Annotated in this window: 17 protein-coding genes; 10 read left to right on the top strand and 7 right to left on the bottom strand. The window is 43.5% G+C overall.

The window, feature by feature from the left end:
* Window positions 1-2: 2 nt before the first annotated feature.
* The 3 genes from N473_RS09460 to rluB are packed head-to-tail and all read left to right on the top strand — an operon-like array spanning window position 3 to window position 2,303.
* The gene (locus tag N473_RS09460) at window positions 3-803 is read left to right on the top strand and encodes a segregation and condensation protein A (protein ID WP_063367697.1); all 801 of its coding nucleotides are present in this window, start codon (window positions 3-5) and stop codon (window positions 801-803) included.
* A 55-nt stretch (window positions 804-858) separates the two neighbouring features.
* Window positions 859-1,446 (top strand): SMC-Scp complex subunit ScpB, encoded by a 588-nt coding sequence (scpB, locus tag N473_RS09455; protein ID WP_063362172.1) that lies wholly within the window; start codon window positions 859-861, stop codon window positions 1,444-1,446.
* Window positions 1,443-2,303 (top strand): 23S rRNA pseudouridine(2605) synthase RluB, encoded by an 861-nt coding sequence (gene rluB, locus N473_RS09450; RefSeq protein ID WP_063367696.1) that lies wholly within the window; start codon window positions 1,443-1,445, stop codon window positions 2,301-2,303. The genes scpB and rluB overlap by 4 nt, the downstream gene beginning before the upstream one ends.
* Window positions 2,304-2,365: 62 nt before the next feature.
* Here rluB and N473_RS09445 read toward each other — a convergent pair whose 3' ends face one another.
* Window positions 2,366-3,109, bottom strand: coding sequence for a YciK family oxidoreductase (locus tag N473_RS09445; RefSeq protein WP_063367695.1), 744 nt, complete (start codon window positions 3,107-3,109; stop codon window positions 2,366-2,368).
* Window positions 3,110-3,361: 252 nt separating this feature from the next.
* On the opposite strand from N473_RS09445, the gene N473_RS09440 reads away from it, so the two are divergent.
* From N473_RS09440 to N473_RS09420, 5 genes are all read left to right on the top strand, one after another.
* The gene (locus N473_RS09440) at window positions 3,362-5,824 is read left to right on the top strand and encodes a VolA/Pla-1 family phospholipase (protein WP_063367694.1); all 2,463 of its coding nucleotides are present in this window, start codon (window positions 3,362-3,364) and stop codon (window positions 5,822-5,824) included.
* 170 nt (window positions 5,825-5,994) lie between these two features.
* Window positions 5,995-6,999, top strand: coding sequence for a protease SohB (sohB, locus tag N473_RS09435; protein ID WP_063367693.1), 1,005 nt, complete (start codon window positions 5,995-5,997; stop codon window positions 6,997-6,999).
* Window positions 7,000-7,374: 375 nt separating this feature from the next.
* Window positions 7,375-10,647 carry a WD40/YVTN/BNR-like repeat-containing protein gene (locus tag N473_RS09430; protein WP_063367692.1) on the top strand — a complete coding sequence of 1,091 codons (3,273 nt, stop codon included), beginning with the start codon at window positions 7,375-7,377 and terminating at the stop codon, window positions 10,645-10,647.
* A gap of 195 nt (window positions 10,648-10,842) precedes the next feature.
* Window positions 10,843-12,714 carry a TonB-dependent receptor domain-containing protein gene (locus N473_RS09425; RefSeq protein WP_063367691.1) on the top strand — a complete coding sequence of 624 codons (1,872 nt, stop codon included), beginning with the start codon at window positions 10,843-10,845 and terminating at the stop codon, window positions 12,712-12,714.
* 8 nt (window positions 12,715-12,722) lie between these two features.
* Entirely contained in the window at window positions 12,723-13,241 is a 519-nt protein-coding gene (locus N473_RS09420; RefSeq protein ID WP_063367690.1) for a PepSY-associated TM helix domain-containing protein, read from the top strand.
* An 85-nt stretch (window positions 13,242-13,326) separates the two neighbouring features.
* On the opposite strand, the gene N473_RS09415 is transcribed toward N473_RS09420, so the two are convergent.
* The gene (locus N473_RS09415; protein ID WP_063367689.1) at window positions 13,327-14,700 is read right to left on the bottom strand and encodes an alkaline phosphatase PhoX; all 1,374 of its coding nucleotides are present in this window, start codon (window positions 14,698-14,700) and stop codon (window positions 13,327-13,329) included.
* Between the two features lie 161 nt (window positions 14,701-14,861).
* Between N473_RS09415 and N473_RS09410 the strand changes: the two genes are divergently transcribed.
* Window positions 14,862-15,350: a Fur family transcriptional regulator gene (locus N473_RS09410; RefSeq protein ID WP_063367688.1), complete on the top strand. Its 489-nt coding sequence runs from the start codon at window positions 14,862-14,864 to the stop codon at window positions 15,348-15,350.
* 66 nt (window positions 15,351-15,416) lie between these two features.
* Window positions 15,417-16,748, top strand: coding sequence for a dihydroorotase (locus tag N473_RS09405; protein ID WP_063367687.1), 1,332 nt, complete (start codon window positions 15,417-15,419; stop codon window positions 16,746-16,748).
* A gap of 66 nt (window positions 16,749-16,814) precedes the next feature.
* Here the strand turns inward: N473_RS09405 and N473_RS09400 are convergent, their stop codons facing one another.
* From N473_RS09400 to N473_RS09380, 5 genes are all read right to left on the bottom strand, one after another.
* Window positions 16,815-17,459: an outer membrane protein gene (locus N473_RS09400; protein WP_063367686.1), complete on the bottom strand. Its 645-nt coding sequence runs from the start codon at window positions 17,457-17,459 to the stop codon at window positions 16,815-16,817.
* Between the two features lie 72 nt (window positions 17,460-17,531).
* Window positions 17,532-17,945 (bottom strand): hypothetical protein, encoded by a 414-nt coding sequence (locus N473_RS09395; protein ID WP_039607893.1) that lies wholly within the window; start codon window positions 17,943-17,945, stop codon window positions 17,532-17,534.
* A 235-nt stretch (window positions 17,946-18,180) separates the two neighbouring features.
* Window positions 18,181-19,047, bottom strand: a complete 867-nt coding sequence (locus tag N473_RS09390; RefSeq protein ID WP_063367685.1) for a hypothetical protein — start codon at window positions 19,045-19,047, stop codon at window positions 18,181-18,183.
* A gap of 265 nt (window positions 19,048-19,312) precedes the next feature.
* Window positions 19,313-20,167, bottom strand: coding sequence for a bile acid:sodium symporter family protein (locus N473_RS09385; protein WP_063367684.1), 855 nt, complete (start codon window positions 20,165-20,167; stop codon window positions 19,313-19,315).
* 140 nt (window positions 20,168-20,307) lie between these two features.
* The gene (locus N473_RS09380) at window positions 20,308-22,935 is read right to left on the bottom strand and encodes a TonB-dependent receptor domain-containing protein (protein WP_063367683.1); all 2,628 of its coding nucleotides are present in this window, start codon (window positions 22,933-22,935) and stop codon (window positions 20,308-20,310) included.
* Window positions 22,936-23,128: the final 193 nt, after the last annotated feature.

Genomic DNA, 23,128 nt, shown 5'->3' with positions numbered 1-23,128 from the left:
CTATGACAGACACCTCGACTCAATCATCACCACTGGCTTTTTTAAACGGCGAAGCGGTTTTAGAAAAGCCAGAAGATCTTTATATCCCACCTGATGCCTTACAAGTGATCTTAGAGAGCTTTGAGGGTCCATTGGATTTGTTGTTGTACCTGATAAAGCGTCATAAACTGGATATATTAGAGTTACCGATCCTTAGCATTACTCAGCAGTACGTGCAATATGTTGAGATGATGCAAGAGCTACAACTGGAATTGGCCGGTGAGTACTTGGTTATGGCGGCTTTACTGGCGCAAATTAAGTCCCGTTTATTACTACCTACCCATGAAGAGCTTGAGGAAGAGGAAGATCCGCGTGCCGAGCTTGTTCGGCGTTTGCAAGAGTACGAACAGTTTAAAGTCGCCGCTGAAAATCTCGACAACATTCCCCGTGAAGAGCGAGACATTTTTGTTGCTCGTGCATTGATTGAAGATACAGAGCAAAATGATGAGTCATTACCCGATGTGGACTTAAAAGAGTTGCTATTGGCGATGAGTGAAGTGATGGCTAGAGCTAGGCAATTCGAGCATCACCAAATTAGCGCAGAGGCTTTGTCTACGCGTGAGCGGATGTCGATGATACTGCAATATTTAAGTGAGCAATCAGAACCAGTAGAGTTTGCTCGGTTATTTAGTGTGCAAGAGGGCCGTAGCGGTGTGGTAGTCACATTCATCGCGATGCTAGAGTTGTTAAAAGAGCAGTTAATTTCGATCGTTCAAATCACTTTAGACAGTGCAATTTATTTGTCATTAAAGCTACAAGAGTAGTCTCAGCTCTGTCATAATACCGCGCCTTCTACTAGCCTTATGAAGTAATAGAGACATGAAACGCCGAGTCAGTGATGAACAACTTGTCGAATTGGTTGAGGCTGCAATTTTTGTTGCAGATAAGCCTTTATCGAAAAAGCATATGAAAGAGACCGTGCTGCAAGATATTCATGTATCTGATCAACGAATAGGGCAGGCGATAGAGACAATTTTCGAACACTACCAAACACGCGGTGTACGACTTGTTGAAGTAGGGACAGGGTACCGCTTTCAAGCATGCCCAAGTTTGAGTCCGTGGCTCAATATGCTTTGGCAAGAAAAAGCACCTAAATATTCGCGGGCAACATTGGAAACGCTGGCATTGATTGCCTACCGCCAACCAATAACGCGTGGTGAAATTGAACAAGTCCGTGGTGTAACCGTCAGCTCTAATATTATGAAAAGTTTACTAGAGCGACAATGGATAAAGGTGGTTGGACATAAAGAAGTGCCGGGTAAGCCTGCACTGTATGCGACGACCAAGTTATTTTTAGATTACTTCTCATTGAATGGTCTGGATGGGTTACCAAAACTGCCAGAGCTGCAAACTGAGAAGCTAGATCAGATGTTAAATGATCCTTCTGTGAGAGAACCATCAGAATGAGTGAAAAGCTACAAAAAGTATTAGCGCGTGCGGGCGTTGGCTCGCGCCGTGAAATGGAAAAATACATTGACTCAAATCGTGTCAGTGTTGACGGTAAAGTTGCTAAATTAGGCGACAGAGTCGAAGAAAATGCGGTGATCCGTGTTGATGGCCATGTGGTTAAGATTGAGCAAAAAGAAGAGCGCATTTGTCGAGTATTAATGTACCACAAGCCTGAAGGTGAGTTGTGTACGCGTAAAGATCCTGAAGGCCGCCGTACAGTATTTGATAGATTACCGCGTTTGGAAGGCGATCGTTGGATTGCCATTGGCCGATTAGATATCAATACATCCGGTTTATTACTGTTTACCAACGATGGTGAGTTGGCTAACCGTTTAATGCACCCTAAATATGAAGTAGAGCGTGAATACTCTGTACGCGTATTTGGTGAGGTGACGAATCAAACCTTGAAAACGCTTTCACAAGGTGTTGAGTTAGAAGATGGTCCTGCTAAATTCTTAACAATTAAACCGCGTGGTGGTGAAGGCATCAACAAGTGGTTTAATGTAACGCTAACAGAAGGTCGTAACCGCGAAGTTCGTCGATTATGGCAATCACAAGAGGTTGAAGTGTCACGCTTGATCCGTGTGCGTTACGGTAAGCTTGAACTGAATAAACGTCTACCACAAGGTGGCTGGGAAGAGTTGGCGTTAGAAGACGTAAACTACCTAAGAAAATCAGTGAGCCTAAGACCTGAAACACAAACTAAGTTATCTGTGATGCCTGAAAAGCGCAAAGATAAGCGTGCTAAAGTAAACCGTATTAGAAAAGCGGTACACAAGCATAATCAACGCTTGAAGCAAACTAAGCGTCGATGATCGCGAGTATAGTAAAAAAGGGCCTATTGGCCCTTTTTTTGTTTTAAAGTATGTATAAACGCTTATTTGGGCTGAGCATCAATAGATTGGCCGTTCACTTCAGATGAGTCATCTGACATCAAATATAAGTAGGTTGGCATGAGATCTTCCGCTGTTTTTAGCTTATCTCTGTCTTCGCCCGGGAAGGCTGCTTCTCGCATACTAGTGCGAGTTGCGCCAGGGTTGATGCAATTTACTCGTATATTGGTTTTGCCCACTTCACATGCCCATGTTTGCATCATCCCTTCAGTTGCAAATTTAGAGATGGCATAAGCACCCCAAAACTCGCGCCCTTGGCGTCCTACACCTGAAGAAGTAAAAATAATAGAGGCACTGGGGGCTTTACGCATGACTGGAAATAAAAAGCGTGTGATCATCGCCTGTGCGGTAACATTTACTTTCATGACATTTTCAAATGTCGATACGCAGAAATGCTCTAACGGGCCCATAGTGCCCAAAATAGCGGCATTATTCAGTAGGCCGTCTAATTTACCAAATTGTTGCTCGATGGTTGAAGCCAGATCTCGGTAATGTTGTTTGGTTGCGCCTTTAAGGTCCAATGGTACGATGGCTGGTTGAGGATAACCTGCATTGATGATTTCATCATAAACCGCTTCTAGTTTGCTGGTGGTTTTCCCTAACAAAATCACAGTGGCACCATGCTTGGCATAGTGGATTGCGGCAATACGACCGATACCGTCACCCGCACCTGTGACCAAAATCACTTTATTTTCTAGTGCATTACTAGCTGCATTATATGTTTGCATATTGGACCTCGAACAAATACATTTGCTATATTTTATCATAGTCACGACGCAAGTTATCGAATTTATTGCAAATATGAGTGGCGAAAGGCTACACTTTGCGTTAAGTTAAACTGGTCTAATGTCTTATTAAAAGCAAAATTACATAGTTTTAACGAATTATTCTCGGCGGCTTATTTATGCTTACATCTTAGAGGCAAGGGTAGGCGCTGGCCGAGGGAACAAGAATAATAAAATTATGTCGGAGCCAATACAATGAAGAAACTGTTACTACCACTCGCTGTTTCAGCTGCATTAGCAGGCTGTGGTGGCGGTGAAACGCTAGAAGATGTAAAGCAAGACACCAAACCTGTAACGCCAGTTGCATCGGTTAAATTTGATCCCTCCAATGGTGTTATTTCCGTACCGAATGATATTCTCTTTAGTGGTACACAAGATGGTACACTCAATATCCCAGGTGAGCTAGATGGTGATTTTAAGCCTCTGCTATCACGCGCAGGGTATGCTGATCCGTCTCTAGCACTGGGTGGTTTAGACGGTTGGTCTACACAAATGCCATATCAAATTGGCTTGAATACACCGACAGGTGTGACAATCGATGCCGCAACCGTTGCAGCGCCAGGTGCTGTGCGTATATTTGAAGTGGTGATGGGCGATGATACGCAAACAGAAGCGTGTCAAAACTTTAGCCCAGCTTTCGCTTGTCGAGTGGTGAGTGAGTTAACATTTGGCCCAACTGGCGACTTTGTCTCTCAACTAAGTGAAGATGGCCAAAACATCAATGTTATTCCAGTTAAACCGTTTAAGTCTAATACGACTTACATCACGGTGCTGACTACCAACATTAAAGACACGGTAGATGGCGGCAGAAGCCTAACGCCTTCATCGACTTATACATTGCTTCGTCAAGAAGCGCCGTTAGTAACTGATTCACAGAAATCTTTGCAAGCAGTTATTCGCAGTTATGAGCAAGCGCTGGTTTCTAGCGAGTCTATTGGTGCTGATGAGATAGTTTACACAGCGGCAATGACAACACAAGCAACAGGCCCTGTTGTTGGCACTATCAAGCAGTTGTTAGCATCAACATTTGGGACAGCTAAACAGCCAGTTGTAGCCGTCCCTGATCAAGACTTTATGTCAGTTGCTGATAAATTTACTGAGCTAGGTTTAGCTGCGGCATTGCCGCCTGAGTTGTTGCAAGCAGCTGGCGGGATCCGTTACCTAAAAGGTAATATTCAACTACCTCAATATTTATCTCAGCCAAAAAATGGCGAAGATGCGGCGCTAGCTGATACGTATTGGCAAGCATTATGTGACAACGGCGTTGCTGTTGCGGCTGCCAAAGGCGCTGCAGAGGCTGCTGGTGGTCAGTTACCAGAGCCGGAAGCTGGCACCGTCGATGCGCAGTGTGATGCGCTTTCTGGTGGCCAATTGCGTGACTTAGGTCTTGATGCACAAAAATTTGTGTCTAAATACAATGTTATTCCTAGAGAGCAATGGGTTGCTAATGCGCCAGTGCAAATCACATTCCCATTGTCAGAAGCGCCTGAGACTGGCTTCCCTGTTGTGATTATGCAACATGGTATCACCAGTAAAAAAGAAGACATGCTTAGCTTGACGTTAGCATTGTCTCAGGCTGGCTTTGCAACTGTGGCGATAGACCACCCAATGCACGGTGAACGTGGTATTGACGTAGATGGTGACGGTGTTGATGAGTTTAATGCCACCACTAAGAGCGTTTTACACTACATGAACTTGCAATCACTGCTTGTTGCCCGTGATAACCTGCGCCAATCAACGGCGGACTTACTGGCATTACGATTTGGTTTAAATGCAATTAATGCATTTTCTCAAGTACCACTTAACTTTAATACGAATGACGTGAGCTTTGTCGGCCAGTCTTTGGGTTCAGTTGTGGCACCAAGTTTCATAGCACATGCAAACTTACCGTTTGACAATGAAGCGCTTAAAGCAGCAGAGCCATTGTTTAAAATGGGCCCTGCGGCGCTGTCTAGCGGTGGTGCAGGCATTGCAAACTTCTTAGTAGAGTCTGCCTCATTTGGACCTGTTGTAAAAACAGCTGTGGTTCAGGGGGCCTCTGACTTAGCAGTTTCTAAGAAATTTGTGAGTTACCTTGAAGAAGGTGCGGTTGCTGATTGTGGGGCGTTTGCTGGCAGCGCGAGTGCGTTTGCTGCATGTGCATACAATACATTTGTTGCAAACCTAGAGGCTGAGGGTGACCTTGCGTCAATTGCGGCCATTAACGGTACCGTTGATCAGTTCGCTTATGCGTCACAAACCGTGTTAGATACGGCAGATCCTCTGAACTATGCGCCACTGGTACGTGCGGTAAACACACCAATGTACATGAGTGTTGTTGTCGGTGGTGAGGGTGAAAACAAGGGCGACCAAGTTATCCCTGCGACTACGTTGCCACGTAACCCACTGGGTGGTAGCACGCCTTTGGCAGCGTTGATGGGATTGGAGACAGCCACTGAGTCGAAGCAATCAACCGATGGCACTGCTGGTCGTTATGTTGTGAACTTCTCTCAAGGACATCACAGCTCGTTGTTAACACCATCATTTGATGAGCGCACGGGCGGTACAGCACAAGGCCATGCTCAGGCAACAGCGGAGATGCAAAAGCAAGTTGCTACTTATCTTGCATCTAAAGGCTTGTTGTTACCAATTACGGATGAAAGCGTGATTGCCAAGTAACATCGTTGCAAAGAAAAAGCCGCTAATTAGCGGCTTTTTTTATGCTTATCATTTGATCGAAATGAGAGTAGTTATTATGGTTTTATTGCAATGTAGCGTTATTTAGGACAAGATTAATGCTGATTGTTTTTGATTATATAGACTGATAAATAAGGGTTTGGGAGATAGCGTTGGCTTTTTTGTTTGAATATGGGTTATTTTTGGCTAAAGCAGTAACAATTGTGATTGCTGTGGGTGCCATTATTGTACTAGTGGTGGGCGCAAGCCAAAAACCAAAAAGCAAAGCAGGTGAGATAGAGGTCAAAGACTTATCTTCTCAATTGGCGGAAGCAAAAGAAGAGTTTCTACATCAGACTTTGGATAAAAAAGCGCTAAAAGCACATCTGAAAGAGAGTAAAAAGAAATCAGATGAAAAGCCACAGAAGAAGGCATTTGTTATCGACTTTTCGGGCAGCGTTGATGCGAATGAAGTGGCGAGTTTGCGCGAGGAAATTACGGCAATTCTAACGATTGCTGATAAAGAGAAGGACCAGGTATTGGTCAATGTTGAAAGTGGTGGTGGTGTTGTTCATGGTTATGGTTTAGCGGCGTCTCAACTGATCAGGCTAAAGCAAGCAGGCTTACCGCTTACAATTAGCGTTGATAAAGTAGCGGCAAGTGGCGGCTATATGATGGCGTGTGTGGCAGATAAGATTGTGGCAGCGCCTTTTGCTATCGTCGGCTCCATTGGTGTACTTGCTCAAATACCTAACTTCAATAAAATTTTGAAGAAAAATGACGTTGAGTTTGAGCAGATCACTGCGGGTGAATATAAGCGCACATTAACCATGTTTGGTGAAAATACCGAGCAGGGTCGTGACAAATTTAAGAGTGAAGTTGAGCACACGCATACTTTATTCAAACAGTTTGTTGCTGAACATCGACCGCAGATGGATATCGATAAAGTGGCAACCGGTGAGCATTGGTTTGCAACGCATGCTAAAGAATTTGATCTAGTTGATGAGATCAAAACCAGTGATGATCTGCTATTAGATTTAAATGAATCACACCAACTTTATAAAGTGAAATATAAAACTAAGAAAGCGTTGGCTGAGCGTTTTGGTTTAGGGTTGAGTGTCGTTGCGGAAAAGCTAGGTGTTAAACTGCTTTCTCGTATTCAATCTAATAAGTTGTAGTCTTTTAAAGCTTGGTTTCGGCCTGTTAAACATTTTTAATGAGTAACAGGCTGACGCAATATATTATTTTTTTTTATGTAGTCTTATTTTAATTCCTCTCACGCAGCCTCAACTTATACGCGCTGTAGAAAGCCCCTTATATCCTGAAAAATCGGCATAAAATTATGTTTATATGCGTTTTTAAGCTTTGTCTATTATTACGTGGCGAGATTTTTAATTTGGTATACAGGTGTAGAAAGGGCTAGATTTTACACAAAATGTTACAATATAACTTTAGACTCTATTTTCTGTAATCTCAGCGAATATTTACATACGTATATCATTTTTTAAGTTAATGTTGATTTGAAAAAAACAAAAACCAACATCGGTGGGAAAATGAATGTACTACTAAAAGCAGCAGTTGCTGTATCTTTAGCTTGTGCCAGTTCAAATACGCTGGCTGCTAAATCAGATGAAGAAAAAGCCCTCTTTAGCAGTAAAACCTTTGAGGCAATGAAACTTCGAAATATTGGTCCAGCATACATGTCAGGACGTATCGCTGATATAGAAGTGGATCAAAACAATCCGTCCACATGGTATACAGCAGTGGGCTCCGGTGGTATCTGGAAAACAGTGAATGCGGGCACAACTTGGACGCCTATTTTTGATAAACAGGCCGTTTATTCGACTGGGGATGTGACCATAGATCCGAGCAACTCAGATATCATTTGGGTGGGCACTGGAGAAAACAATGGTGGTCGCCATATCAGCTTTGGTGACGGTGTTTATAAGTCAATGGATGGCGGTAAAACTTGGAAAAACATGGGCTTGAAAAAGTCTGAACGTATTTCTGACATCATCATTCATCCAACAGACTCAAATACGGTTTGGGTTTCTGCACAGGGTCCGCTTTGGACTGATGGCGGCGAGCGCGGTCTATATAAAACCACTGATGGCGGCGAAACTTGGAAATTGGTATTAAAGCCAGAAGATGAGTGGACTGGTGTGACATCGCTGCTGATTGACCCAAGAAACCCAAACAAATTATATGCTGCAACTTGGTCACGACAAAGAAAAATTGAGGCTTACGTTGGTACGGGCCCAGGATCTGGTATTCATACCTCTGATGATGGTGGCGAGACTTGGACAGAGCTTAAAACTGGGTTGCCAACAGGCAATATGGGTAAAATAGGTTTAGCCATTTCTCCTATTAATCCTGACGTTGTGTATGCCGCTGTTGAAATTGATAACCGTAAAGGTGGTCTTTATCGTTCTGCCAACCGTGGTCAGAGCTGGACTAAGATGTCTGACGAAGTAGGTGGCGGAACCGGTCCGCATTATTACCAAGAAATCTTCGCGGATAAGCATCAATTTGACCGTATATATATTGCTAGTAACTACAGTAAAGTCTCTGACGATGGCGGTAAAACTTGGACGCCAATTAATACCAAGCGCAAGCACGTAGATGACCATGCGATGGCATTCCATCCAACCGATCCTGATTTTGTGCTGATTGGTTCTGATGGCGGTATTTATATGTCACATGACCGCATGGCAAACTGGCGTTTCATGGCGAACTTGCCACTAACTCAATTCTATAAAGTCGCGCCGGATGATTCCAAACCATTCTATAAGGTTTACGGCGGCACACAGGATAACTCGACACAAGGCGGCCCATCTCGAACCATGCGTTCAGAGGGGATCAAAAATAAAGATTGGTTCTTAACCTTGGGCGGAGACGGTCATCAGCCAGCAGTTGAGCCGGGTAACCCAGATATTATGTATTCTCAATGGCAGCAGGGTAATTTAGCTCGTCATGATTTTAAAACGCGTGAAAATGTATATATTAAACCTCAACCTTTGCCGGGCGACCCTGCTGAGCGTTTCAATTGGGATGCGCCGGTAAACGTATCTACTCATGATCCTAAGCGCGTGTACTTTGCATCACAGCGTGTTTGGCGCTCTGACGATCGTGGTGATAGTTGGACACCTATTTCAGGTGATTTGACTAAAAATGGTAACCGTATGCATACTCCAATGATGGGCCGTACATGGTCTGTCGAAGCTGGCTGGGATCTCTATGCAATGTCTGAGTACCATACGATTGCGAACTTCTCCGAAAGTCCGGTGGATGAAAATATCTTATGGGCAGGTACTGATGATGGTTTAATTCAAGTAACCAGTGATGGTGGCAAGAATTGGAAAAAAATCGACCTCAAGCGTGTTAAAGGCGTGCCAGCGACTGCGTATGTGAATGACATTCGCGCGGACTTGTTCGATCCGAATACCGTATATGTCGCGCTAGATAATCACAAATATGGTGATTTTAAGCCATATCTGATCAAGTCAACAAATCTAGGTAAAACTTGGAAATCACTTGCTAAAGATTTACCTGAGAATCACTTAGTTTGGCGTATTGTCCAAGACCATGTAAATAAAGACCTTATGTTCATTGGTACTGAATTTGGTATTTTCTTCACTGTTGATGGTGGTAAAAAATGGATTGAACTCAACGGCGGTATTCCGACGATTTCTACACGCGATGTGAAAATACAGCGTCGTGAGAATGACTTAGTTGCGGGTACTTTTGGTCGCGGTATTTACATTCTTGATGACTATACACCATTGCGTACATTGACCGAAAAAGCCATGGAGCAAGATGCTATCTTGATGGGCCCAGGTCGCCCTGTTAAGTGGTACCAAGAAGACACAAATCACAGTCGTACAGACGGGGATGATCGCTTTGTTGCGGATAACCCTAAGCATGGCGCGACATTAACTTACTTCTTAAAAGACAGTTTATTAACAGCCAAAGAGCTGCGTCAGCAAGCTGAAAAGGAACTGGTTAAGAAAGAGAAGTATCCTAAATACCCGACTTGGGAAGCGGTTGAGAAAGAAAACCAAGAACCAAAGCCTGCTGTTTATCTTGAAATTCGTGATGCAGAGGGCAACTTTGTGAACCGTGTCACTGGTAAAACAACTAAAGGCATACACCGTGTAACTTGGGATATGAAGTATGCGGCTAATCAGGCTATCACTGGTGAAAAAGCGTCGATGTGGGACCCGTTTGCGATGACAAGTATGGTTATGCCTGGTACTTATACAGCCACACTGTATAAGCGTGTCAAAGGTAAAGTATCCCAGTTAGCCACGCCTGTTGAGTTTGAATTGCAAGCGATCTCCGAAGGTGCTGTGTCAGGCCCTACTGCAGAGTCCATTGCTGAATTTAGCGAGCAACTAAAAAGTGTGCAAAGGCGTTATACGTCAACAACGGCAGCGCTAAATGAAGTCACTAAGACAATGCAATCATTGCGTACAGCGATAGATCGCACGCCTGGTAATATCAGCTCACTTGAGTCTGCATACGCACAAGCTCAGGCTGATATCAATGCTATCAATTTTGAACTAACAGGATTGAAATCGCGTGATCGTAAAGGCGCGAAGCCTGCAAATATTTCTAGCCGTCTTGGTTATGCGATGTCTGCGCTTTGGTCTTCTTACGGTCCTACCAAGCAGCATCGTCAGCAGTTTAGCTATGCGCAACAAGGTCTTGAGGATGTCATGAGACGTGTTTCAACGCTGCAGGAAAGAACAATTCCTAACCTTCAGCAGTCAGTGATTGACGCCGGTGGACCTTGGACGAGCGGCGCAGCTGTTGTGACAAAGTAAGTTCACTCGACATGATGGCGTCGTGCGGTTAGCGGCGCCTATTTAATACCAATGCTAAGCTTTACGTCTAGTGCAGGTTAGACGTGAAATTCCAGGACGAAAACGGTTAGCTTTTTAAAAAATGAATGATGAAGATGTCCTGATGAGATAACGATAACACACCGTATAACAAGTTAATTGAGCAGTTTATTAACGATGAAAACGATATTTTTTTTTCTGTTTGCTGGCACGCCGACTATGGTCAGCGCACATGGCGAACAGCTTGAAGTGATTGAGGTTTTAGCACCTAAAGAATCACTGACAATTGCTTCTGCGAATCATACCTCAGCCTATTTGGATGAGCGCTTTACTTTTTCACTCAATAGAACCGTTGCAGATCAACTTATAGCCTTACCTGGTGTGAGTTTAAACGGACAAGGTGGGCAGTTTCAAAGTTATGCCATTCGAGGTTTTAGCCGTGGCAGAATACGGACTGAAATTGATGGCATTCCCATTATTACAGATAGGCGAGCAGGAAATTCTGTGTCATTTATCGCGCCGACATTGCTCAACTTGGGGCATGTCATTAAAGGGCCTAGCTCATCACTTTATGGCTCGCAGGCTATGGGGGGCGTCGTTAGCTTAAGCTCTGAGATGCCAGACAAGACGCAATTTTCAGGTTCAGTACAAAGTAATAATCAAGGGGTTAATTTTGCCTTTAAACACCAAAAAAATGACTTAACCTCTGCCTTTGCTTACCAGCATGCTAATAATGATAATGCCCCTAATGGTGATGTGCTAAACACTCAGTTTGAGCGTGCGTCAGGGCTTGTGAGATTTAAAACGCAACATCAAGGCTATACGGTGACTTACTCTTGGTTGCCTAGCTATGGTAAGCATATTGGTAAGAGTAATACAAAATATCCTACTGAGCAGATAAGCGATTACCCTGAAGAGATACATTCTCTTGCGCAGGTTCAGTTAAATGGCGAGGAAAATTGGATAGCGAAGCTTTATCATCATTACCAAAACTGGGATAGTAGGACAGCAAGGTTTGAGCGCTACGATGGCTTGAGTCAATATCAGGGCCATACGTTGGGCGGACAATGGTTACAGCAATTTAATTTGCAGGGCCTAGAAACCCATTGGGGGGTAGACTGGCTTTCACGTAAAGGGGTGAAAATTACCAGTGATTATTTAGTGGTGGATGAGTTTGCACTTAGTACACTGGGTAATGAAATGAATGCTGAAGAAGACAATCTCGCTTTGTATGGTAAAACCCATTGGCAATGGGGCAAGGTCAATTTTGACTTTGGACTCAGATATGATTGGATTAAGCAGCAAAGTAAGCAATCTGAAGATGCGACTGATGGTCGCTTAAATGCTTCTTTTTCAGCCATGCTACCACTGTCAGAAGCTGTCGATCTTGGGATCGATATCGGCACTGGATTTCGATACCCAACTCTGTCTGAGCGATTGTTTTATGGTCAAACGCCGAGAGGACTTATTGTGGGTAATCAAGCTTTGGACCCTGAAACCAGTGTGGGTAGTCAAGTTTCTTTCAATTGGCATGTTTCTGACAAGGTGAGCGTGTATGGTGCCATTTATCATTATGACTTGGATAATTACATTGATCGTTATGAAACCCAGTCGGGCTATCTGACCTATCAAAACTTAAGCTCCGCTCAGATCAGTGGGTTTGAGGCCGAACTCAGGTGGTACGCCAGCGAACATTTTGAACACATTTTAAGTTACCAGCAACAGTCCGGGGAAGATAATCATCAGCAAAGGTTAGATGATCTACACCCAAGAGAATTGAGTTGGACCATGTTAGTGCATTTTGACAATTGGTCGCTTTCAAACGCTTATCGATATACTTTAGATGCTGATGAGGTGGGTGGCTCTGAGCTGGAGCGAGACGCTTTTACCGTGTGGGATGTGTCAGTTGAGCATCAATTAACGGACAGACAAACAGTGACCGTTGCGATTAATAATCTTACAGACGAAGCCTACTATGGAAGCTTAGACGAAGACGCCGCCTTGCAGCCTGAGCGCAGCGTTAAATTATCAACGAGTATACAATTTTAAAGGAAGCAATGAGTTTTAATAAAAAAAATAGAAGTATTCATAAGTGGGCGAGTATTATTATTTCTATCCCTCTACTTGTGATTATTGTCACTGGTATTTTATTGCTAGTAAGAAAAGAGTTTAGCTTTATCCAGCCGCCTTCTGCAAAAGGAGTTGGCACTGTGCCTGAATTGACGTTTACGCAAATTTTAGACATTGCTAAGTCAGTAGAGTCGGCTGAAATCAAAAACTGGGATGATGTGAATCGCTTAGATGTTCGCCCTGCAAAAGGGATAACAAAAATTCGCAGTAATAATAAAATTGAGATTCAAATTGACAATCAGACCGGCGAAATCTTACACAGTGCAAAGCGTAACTCCGAGCTGATTGAAAGCTTGCATGATGGCACTTTCTTTGAAAAAAACGCCAATTTATGGCTGATGTTACCAGTTTCTTTTGTGACTTTAGTTATTTCTATCACTGGTATGATTTTGTTCTTTTTCCCTTATATTAAAAAGCGCCGAAAACGACAACACGTCGCCTCATGATTTGTAATTTACTGGCCTATTTGAATTTTAAAATCACGTTTGCAGCCAGCAGTTGCTGAAAAAACTGGCTGCAATTTTCTTCAAATTAAGCTTGATAGCTTGACCAATCTCCTCGAATTGCCAAGGTCTTGGTGGGCGAATAGATATTGACGAATAAGGTTGACCCATCAGGAGAAAAGCAGGCGCCTGCAAGCTCAGTTTTAGCGCGCAGTTTAGCAAACGGATATACTTCGCCCTTGGGCGACACACCACGTAGATGATTGTCTGGCAATAAAGTATATTGGTCCTCGCACACCAGTAGGTGTCCTTGCGGTGTGACCGTAAGATTGTCGCCAAAGTCATACAGTGATTTATCACTGCTCTCTAAAAACAATTGAATTTGACCCGGATGCTTGGTTTCTTGTGCGGTGCCTTCATAGGCTGAAGGTAGATAACGCATGATTTGCCCTAGTTGTTTTTCTCCGCCATTGGTGCAACAAAAATAAAGCTCATTGTCGCCAAAATGAATACCTTCGCCTCGTGCAAATACAGCTGCACCTAAATCATAACCGCGCAGCCGCAGGTCATCTTCAGGACTTTGCGGGTTATCCAAGGTGATCCACTCGGTCTCGAACCAAGTTGATAAAGGCATGTCAGCTTGTGTCCAGTTACGGGTGTCAAAATGTGGTGTGTTTTTAACCACGAGGGCTTGCAAAGTACCGCCTAACGCCAATTGGCCTTTTTGTTTAGGAATAAAGCGATAGAAGAGACCATCACCTCGGTCTTCGGTTAAATAAACAGTCCCTGTTCTTGGGTCTACTGCGGCAGCTTCATGGTTAAATCGGCCCATATCCACAAGCGGTACCGGTTGAGTTAACCCTTGTTGATTTGCTGGCACTTCAAAGATGTAACCATGATCTTTATTCAGTCCATCTCCAGCCAGTTGTACCGTTTCTTCGCAGGTAAGCCATGTGCCCCAAGGGGTTGTCCCGCCAGCACAATTTCTAATAGTGCCAACGAGACTATAATATTGCTGTTCAATACGCTGAGTCTCAAGGTTATACACCATGGTTGTGGTGCCCCCGGGCAGTGCAATGTCTTTATTTAAGCTGTCATAAGCGTTATTGGTACGATGCGCAGCAATATCTGGTGCCGCATTTTTTAAATGTTTTGGGCTCAGTTCATGGTTTCTGATTAAAGCGACGCGTTTTTCATCTAATCCGATACACCCCATGCCATCAGCATTGTCTGGCACACTGAGCCCATCATCCATTTTGTCATGCAAACTAGAGATAATTTGGTAACTAAACCCATCAGGTAAGTCCAACAGGCCTTTGGGGTCTTTGATGAGCGGGCCATAACCTGTGGTTGTTGGTGTGGGGGTGATAGAACGCTTTTGCGCGCAACCCAAGATACTGTTGTTCAACCCGACAAATGCAAGTGCAACTGTCCCTTTAGTAAATTGTCTACGTGTGACCATGCTTACTACTCCCAAAGTCGTTAACGTAATTATTTTACCCATGTCTTATGTTTTTTTCGTGGCATAACGGTGGATTGCACGAAAATAAGTGATTCATTTAGGTATTTTGTGATATGTTATATTGTAACATTAAGTGTTGGGTGGCAAGTAAATAGGGTCTTATGAGTCAAAAAAATAATAAAAATAACCAAGAAAGTGAGTTTGTCGAAATTTTTAATTACGCAGGTATCAAGCCTACTGAAAAAAGAATAGCTATTTTCAAGGGGTTAAAGATGGCGGGCAAAGCGCTATCACCCTATGATCTGGTTCAGTATTGTAAGCAAAATTTGGGACTGACTTTGCCAGCTGTCTCCATTTATCGTATCTTAGATTTGTTAGTTGCAGCTGATTTGGTCCATAAGCTGGATACCGTCAACAAATACATCTGCTGTACGCATATCGATTGTCATAAACCTCATCCACATACTCAGTTTTTAATTTGCTCCCTGTGCCAAAAAGTAGAAGAAGTGCATATGCCTGCTGAGCTAATGGCGCAATTATCTGCGCAAATTCAATCGCATGGCTATCAATTAAACTCACCTCAGTTTGAGTTTCAAGGTATTTGCACAGATTGTCAGGCACTGGAAGAAGAGGCGGCATCGAACGCCTAAATTGCTTTTATTTATAAATGCCACAGAAAATTTTATTGTTAACGCGTGTCTTAAGGTGAAATAGAAATGTCGAATATTCTATTAAAAAATGCTCAGCTGATAAATGAAGGTCAAGTTGAGCACTGTGATGTACGAATTATCGGGCAAAGGATTGATAAAATTGCCAGCAGTATTACACCAACGGATATGGACCAAGTTATCGACTTGCAAGGAGACTTTTTAATTCCGGGCATGATTGATGATCAAGTGCACTTCAGAGAACCCGGCCTTGCTTGGAAGGGCACTATAGGCACTGAATCTCGCGCCGCCGTTGCTGGTGGCATTACAAGTTTTATGGAAATGCCCAATGTGAGCCCGGCAACGACGGATAAATTGGCTGTGGTTCAAAAGCATCACATTGCTGCAGAAACATCAGTAGCTAACTATTCGTTTTATTTGGGGGCAACACCAGATAACTTAGATGAAATTAAAGCCTGTGATCCAAGTTTTATATGTGGTGTGAAAGTATTTATGGGCGCATCTACAGGCGACCTGCTGGTTGAGCACCCAAGTGCCCTTGAAGCGATTTTTAGAGAGTGCCCGGTACTGATTGCTACGCACTGTGAAAAGGGAGATGTGATCAGCGATAATTTGGCAAAGCTGGGTGACCGAGTGCTGACCATCGAAGACCACCCTGTTATTCGTGATGCCAATGCATGTTATGAGTCGTCTTCTTATGCGGTGAGTCTTGCCAAAAAATATGGCACTCAACTGCATGTACTTCATTTGACGACTGCTAAAGAGCTGGATTTATTTGCCCCAGGGCCAATTGATAATAAGCAAATTACCGCAGAAGCCTGTGTGCATCATTTATGGTTTAATCAGGATGATTACGGCAAATTGGGGAATTTGATCAAGTGCAATCCTGCCATTAAAGCGGAATCAGACAGACTTGCTTTGATAAACGCTCTAAATGATGGTCGTTTAGATATCATAGCAACAGATCATGCACCACATACTTGGGATGAAAAACAGCAAGCATTCGCGCAAGCCCCTGCGGGTCTTCCCCTAGTACAGCACGCGCTGCTGACTTTATTTGACCAAGTGAAACGTGGCACCATGAGCTTGACTCAAGTAGTTGAAAAAACAGCGCATAACCCTGCTAAACGATACAAAGTGCAGCAGCGAGGTTTTGTCAGAGAAGGGTACTTTGCCGACTTAGCTGTGGTGAGTGCGAAAGCAGGAGAAACTGTACGTCATGACAATACGTTGTATCATTGCCAGTGGTCACCGTTTGTGGGGCATCAGTTCTCTCATCAGATCCGCTATACGTTTGTTAATGGTCAATGTGTTTACAAAGATGGCGCGGTCATTGAAGTAAAAGACAACGCAATGCCATTGGTATTTGAGCGAGACTAGTTGTATTTATTCTCAGTGAGCGACGACTAAATTGTTGCTCACTGAATTATTTTACGCTCTGTCTAATCAAAAGTGGTAAACAGCCGACAGTTGTAGCGTTAGCGTATCGTAATCAAGGTTATTGAATTCACCTGTGCCGCTTTCTGCATTGAGTGTTATATCTTTCATTTGCCCATACCGGATTTCGCCTTGCCAAGACCAAGCATCATCTACTTTGAACAACATACCAGCAAATACTTGGTATCCGGTGTCGCCATCACTGGAGTAGGAGCGCTCAGATCCTTGCTCTTCTAAATCAATGTCTACTTCTTGTGCCCAGCTTACCCCAGCGCCAATATAAGGCTGCCATGAGCTAGGTGTATTGAATACATAGTAAGTATTTAGAAAAAATAGATTTGAAGCGATGTTGCCTTCATAGAGGGAATTATTAGATGGCAATGCGGTTGTTGATTCATTGCTTCGATACTCCCATGCCAACTCTATCGCCAAATTGTTATGTATGACATAACCGACACCAAGCCCTGATACAAACCCGCCATCAAGTTGTATATCGCTATTGCCCGTCTGACTTTCTACATTTTGTGCGACGAGCGTCATATCTGACATCTGACTCAGTCCAACGTAAGGCTTGACAAACCAATCATGTTTTGCGCTGCAGATTGGAGAGAGTACTAAACAACAGCAACCAAAAGAGAGTAATTTAATATTCATGGCTAGGGCTCCATTATTAGCTCAACCTGCTATACGAGAGAATAAAGTATTTAGATTAAAACTTGACCGGTGCTATTTAAATAAATCTTTAAATTGGTCCCACACGCCCAAAGATTCATTAGGGAAAAGATCAATGCCCAGCCAAGATTTCAGTAAATACAAGATAACGAAAACAAGCCCGAGGACCATCATTCCAACAATGGTTAATGCAGTTACAAATACCATGGCAGCAGTAAAGCGCTCCGTTGAGTTTAAGCTGCGCTTATTCACACCGCCAAGAAAGACGATATAAAAACTCCATGGTAAAAATGGAAAGGCGAGCGTCGGCCTAAAGTCAATCTGGTGATTATTCCAACCTCGCGTATTAATGACTTTATCCAGCGCTTTTCGCTGTTTATAGGTAAAGCTGGCGGCAACTTCGGGGTCCATCTTGCCAAGCAGTTGTTTGACGTGAGTGTGGCGTTGCTGGGATTTATGCACTGTCATTGAGTCTCCTTAGCCTAAGATCAAGTAAAAAGCTGCATGTGTAAAAATGGCTTTGCTAAATACTCACATGATCCATCGACTGTCTTTTCATATCGATCGGTTACATCCTGCTATCATTAGCAATGATAGTCGCTATTTTCTCACTTAACCCTGAATTTACTTTTAGCTGTGTGATTGTGAGGCTTATAATTTCATCATGTTGATGACATATTGAATATCAGCCCCTTTTTCGAGGCTAAAATCCTAATGCTTGGTCAACTTTGCTTTTAAAGCGACGAAACATCACTGACGCCCTGGAAGGCATGTGTGTTTTTCTTGAGTAATCTATAGGCATTATTTGAGGTAGCTGACCTTTTCGCGCAAAAGGGATCGTTTGGATTGCGAGATTGTTATTATAGTGACTGCCAAATAAATATGAGAGCGCTGGGTTTGCATTGTTTAATAAAGCGCGAGTTTGATGAAACCCATCTAGCTGTGCTTTTGAGTGTGCCCAGCCATTGGTCTGCACAGATAGTTTTAAAACACGTTGCTTTGTTGAACCGTTCTTTTCATGTAGGCGGTGGTATAAATCTCGATTCCATAAAAAGCAGGTGCCTTTGCGCCCCTTTAAATTACAGTAGTTTAGATTACTTTCAAGCGGGCCTGTTGCATATCCAGGTATAATCTCAAAAGCACCTTCATTGGTCTGTTTGACATCATTAAGATAGATATATATTGAGAATGGTCGGCAGCCATAAACCGATTTGATATTTGGGTCACGATGGTCTTTGTGCCAGCCCTCTAACAGGTCACAATGAGTTTGGCTAATCGCTTGACTCCAATCTATCTCAAAGCAGTGGCATTGAAAAAGTATGGGGCAAGGGTCCAGCACGGTAATAGCGCTGAGCAATTTGTTGTTTAACACATCATCGAGAATGCCGAGTTCAACAAGCTCACCTGAGTACACATAACTAGTTTCCGGCGATTGACGGTCATGAAAAATGGGATCTAACAACCCATTCCATTTCTCAATCATTTGCTGTGTATACATGTTTTGAAAAGGGAGCAGTCCATGCTTTAAATACATTGTTTGTAAAGACAGCTCTCTCTTATCTAATTTCATTGTGATGCAACCATGGCAATTTATCTAGCGTGTATAGAGATGAGCGAAACTCATGCCATGATGGACGTTTTGAAAATGTTTATATATGTTAGCCACTTATAACTTTTAGGTGGTTTTTAGCTGTACGTGGTAATTGGATGTTTGCAATCTAGTAATGCAAAATGCGAATTTTAGAGAGTGTAACGAGAAACATTTTATCTTGATGCAGGAGGAGAATAGTATCAAATAACAAACGACACTATTTCCTCTGATTACACTGCGAGTCTTATGCTTTTTTGATTGCCCAAGCGGTATAAAGCCCCGCACTGATGAACATAAATAGGCCGTAAATACTTGGCGCAATCGACATGACTTCACTATTTAATAAGCCGGTTGTCACCAGAAGTGCTAATGTCCCGTTTTGTAAACCGACCTCTAAAGTAATGGTCCGTGTTTGCGTGGCGTTATACAGTAAAAAATGGGCGACTAATAACCCTGCGACCATAGATAGCAAATTTAACGCGATAACGGCAGGGCCTGCCATGACAAGATAATCAATTAGTTTATCACCTAATTTAAAGCAAATACTGATGATCACTAAAAGCAATACCGCAACAGAAAACCAACTAATATACGGGCTTGCTTTTTTTGCAAATTCGGGCCATTTGGCATTAATCGCCATACCAATTAAGACCGGCACAACACCGACAACAATGAGTTGTAGCCAAGCTTTTAGAATTGGAAACTCAATCAAGGTGTCATTTTTGCCGTAATAACCAATTGCCCATGCCGCTAAAAAGGGCAGGGTAAATGGGGTAATAAAGCCCACAACAGCAGTTAAAGACACAGAGAGCCCAACGTCTCCTTTGGCCAAATAGCTGTATAAATTTGAGGTTGTACCGCCAGGGCACAGGGCTAAGATAAATAAACCAATGGCAAGCTCTCCTGTAAGCCCTGTTAAGGCAATCACGGCAATCGCGAGTACAGGCAGTAACAGTAGCTGACAAAAAGCACCGATGAAAAAGCTTTTTGGTTGCAGGTATACACGCTGAAAGTCTGTAAGTTTTAAGCTTAACCCAACGCCAGCCATGATAAAAATGAGCGCGATGGGTAAACCTATTTCAATTAAAGCGGGTGGCATGTTGTTATCCTTGTTAGGCCAAATTATATTTATATTAACAAGTTATTTAACATGCCGTCATACCGAAATGAACAGGTAGGATGTGAAGGTTATATGACGCAGTGAGGTGGTGACAAGCGTATGCTTGTCACCAAAGGCGCTTAAAACTGATAAGTGGCTTTGAGATAGCCGCGTCTGCCAACCGTGTCGTAAGTAAATACATCTGTATTGGCATCATTCCAAGAGGTCAAAAATGGCGGTCGCTTATCAAATAAGTTGTCTATGCCCAAGGACACAACAAGTGAGTCAGATACCGCATAACCCAATTGCACATCATGATAAAGGATACTGGGTACTTGGCTGCCAATTGGACCGCCTTCGTTTTCGTCTTGGGCTTTACCGATATACTGAATGCTATAGCTGCCTTGCCACTGTGCAGCAGCGACATTGGCAGTTAGATTAGACTTCCACTTCGCAAAGCTGCCCCTGTCTGAGGTGATTTTGCCAAGTAACACTTCGGTTTCTGCGCCGTCGAAAGCGGTGTTTTCATGCTTGAGCAAGCGCGTTGTATCCCAAGTGAGTTTGTAGTCGACATGCTTATAATTAGACGCAAATTTGATGTTTAAATCTATTCCAGAGACTTGCTCACTGGCGGCGTTCATGGGGCGCTTTTCAAGCAAGGTGACTTGGTGTGTAATAGCGTCTCTAGTAATGCTATCGCAATAGGCTTTGTAGGCGAGTGGATCGCTGTAGCAAAGGCGCAGCATATTAGAGCCAGACACACTATTGATGGCGTTATCAACGTCAATATCAAAATAGTCTAGCGTGGCTGAAAATAATGCGTTTTGGTATACCACACCCAGTGTAAAGGTGTTCGCAGTTTCCGGGCCGACCTCGGTGTTGCCGCCCACACCTGTACGAATTGTTGAGCCATCTTGTACAAAGCTACTAGGTACGCCAGCTGCGAGACAGTTATTTAAAATCATGCCTGTTGCGCCATCGCATGGGTCCATAGTGATGAGGTTTTCGATGTTGGTGCCGCCAAATTGTTCGGTAATGGTTGGTGTTCTAAATGCACTAGAGCGGACGCCTCGTAACAGCCATTGGTCGTTAACACGCCAAGTTAGGCCCAGTTTATAGGTGGTTTCGGCATCAAAATGTTGATAATCAGAGTAGCGCAGCGCGACATCCGTTTTAACGGATTGCGCGTAGGGTAAGTCACTTAAAAGTGGGATGGACAGCTCCAAAAATGCTTCTTTGACTTCGGAGTCACCAGAAATTGCATCTTCTTCGCCGTTTTGCATTGCAATCGGATCTGGGTCACGCCAGCCTTTTTCTTTACGTAGAGTGATACCCGTTGCAAAGGCTAAGCTGCCTGCTTTAAGCTCGGTGATATCGCCCGTCAAATCAAAACTAAGAGATTGAAGTTGGTTGCCACCCGTTCCTTCGCGTTGGTAAGTCACATAGTCTATGACGTCTGAGGTTAATTCACCGATACCAAAATAGTCTCCACAGGGAATGGCGGCATTACTTGCTGTGCTACATACATTTGCATCGAGTGTTTGCGCAACTTTGGCATCGTTAAAATCATAGCTCCAGCCATCGGTTCCGGTATTTCTGCCCCAATTATAGCTTGCCTGCCATAACCAGTTATTTGCTAGTGTGCCAGAGAGTGCAAATGTGGTTTGCGTGGTATTGGTTTCTTGATAGAACTCAGGGTTGGGGACTTCAATATTTCGACGACGCTTTAACGTGAGATCTTGTCCAGTTGGGTTGTAAGCAAACAACTTAGAAACGTTGACAGAGTTAAACCCTCTCGGTGTGACGACTTGATCTGACTGTCGATTAGCGTAAAGCACAGATGTATCAAGCACAATAGAGTCGGAAAGCTCGTAAGAGACAAAAGTCGCTAAATTCAGGCGCTGCATTGGACTGTATGCATTGAGCGCTTCAAACCAATTGTAGCCGTGCTTGTCATTGTCATAGGCTTCAAAGTGATCGCCATTTTGGCCAGCGACTTGGTTAAATTGCACTTCTTGCCCATCAGCCAACAGTGCGCGCCCGCCAATGGTTGAACCAGATGAAATACACACAAACTCGCTATCCACTTCGCTTAATGGGCAGAGGTTACGGGTGGATTGCAAGGCGTTACCGTTGTCGACATAATTGATATTAACGGTGACATGGCCTTTATCAAATGCAGTACCATAAGACAGGTTTAGCTCTGCATTCTCGGCATCTTTTTTGCTGCTTTGACCTACTTTTGCAACAAGTGTCGTGCCTTCAAAATTAGACTTGGTGATGATATTGACCACACCCGCGACAGCATCGGCACCATATATCGCTGAAGCGCCATCTTTTAAAATATCAATGCGCTCAACGAGTCCCATTGGGATCATATTAAGATCTGGGCTGTCATTGGCACCTGTGCCTCCTGCTACGAGGCGCTTGCCGTTAAGTAAAACCAGAGTGCGTTTAATGCCCATGCCGCGCAGGTTGACTTGCGCGGTGGCGTAGCCATTGCTAGTCCAGTAGGCATTAGTGGCATTTCCTGCCGGACCTGCTGATGCACTTAAGCTTTGCAATACCTCTTCTAAGTTAGACATACCGGTTATTGCAAGATCTTCAGCGGTTAATGTGGTTACTGGGCTAGCTGACTCTAAATCGATATCTTGAATTTTAGAACCCGTTACTTCAACACGTTCAATATGGGGTGTTTGCTGCGCAGAAACAACATGAGAGAGGCCAAGGCCGAGCAGCGCAAGAGATAATTTTGAATACGAAAACATAAAGAAAACTCTGAAAAAAACTGCGGCGAGTATAATGAAGTTGACCTTGTTTGAGATGTGACAAATTGTCGCAGTAGAGGCATTTTCTAAAAGCTTTACAATCACTTATTAAAAATAAGTAACAAGAGTGTTGTGGTGTTGATAATGTAAAAGTGAAGTTGAAGCGCGATTGGAACACGCGCTTCAGGAGCTG

This window comes from Pseudoalteromonas luteoviolacea CPMOR-1 (assembly GCF_001625685.1).
In the GTDB taxonomy this organism is placed as follows: domain Bacteria; phylum Pseudomonadota; class Gammaproteobacteria; order Enterobacterales; family Alteromonadaceae; genus Pseudoalteromonas; species Pseudoalteromonas luteoviolacea_K.
Note: the sequence above shows the minus strand (reverse complement) of the source record. Positions and strands in the feature narration are given on the sequence as shown.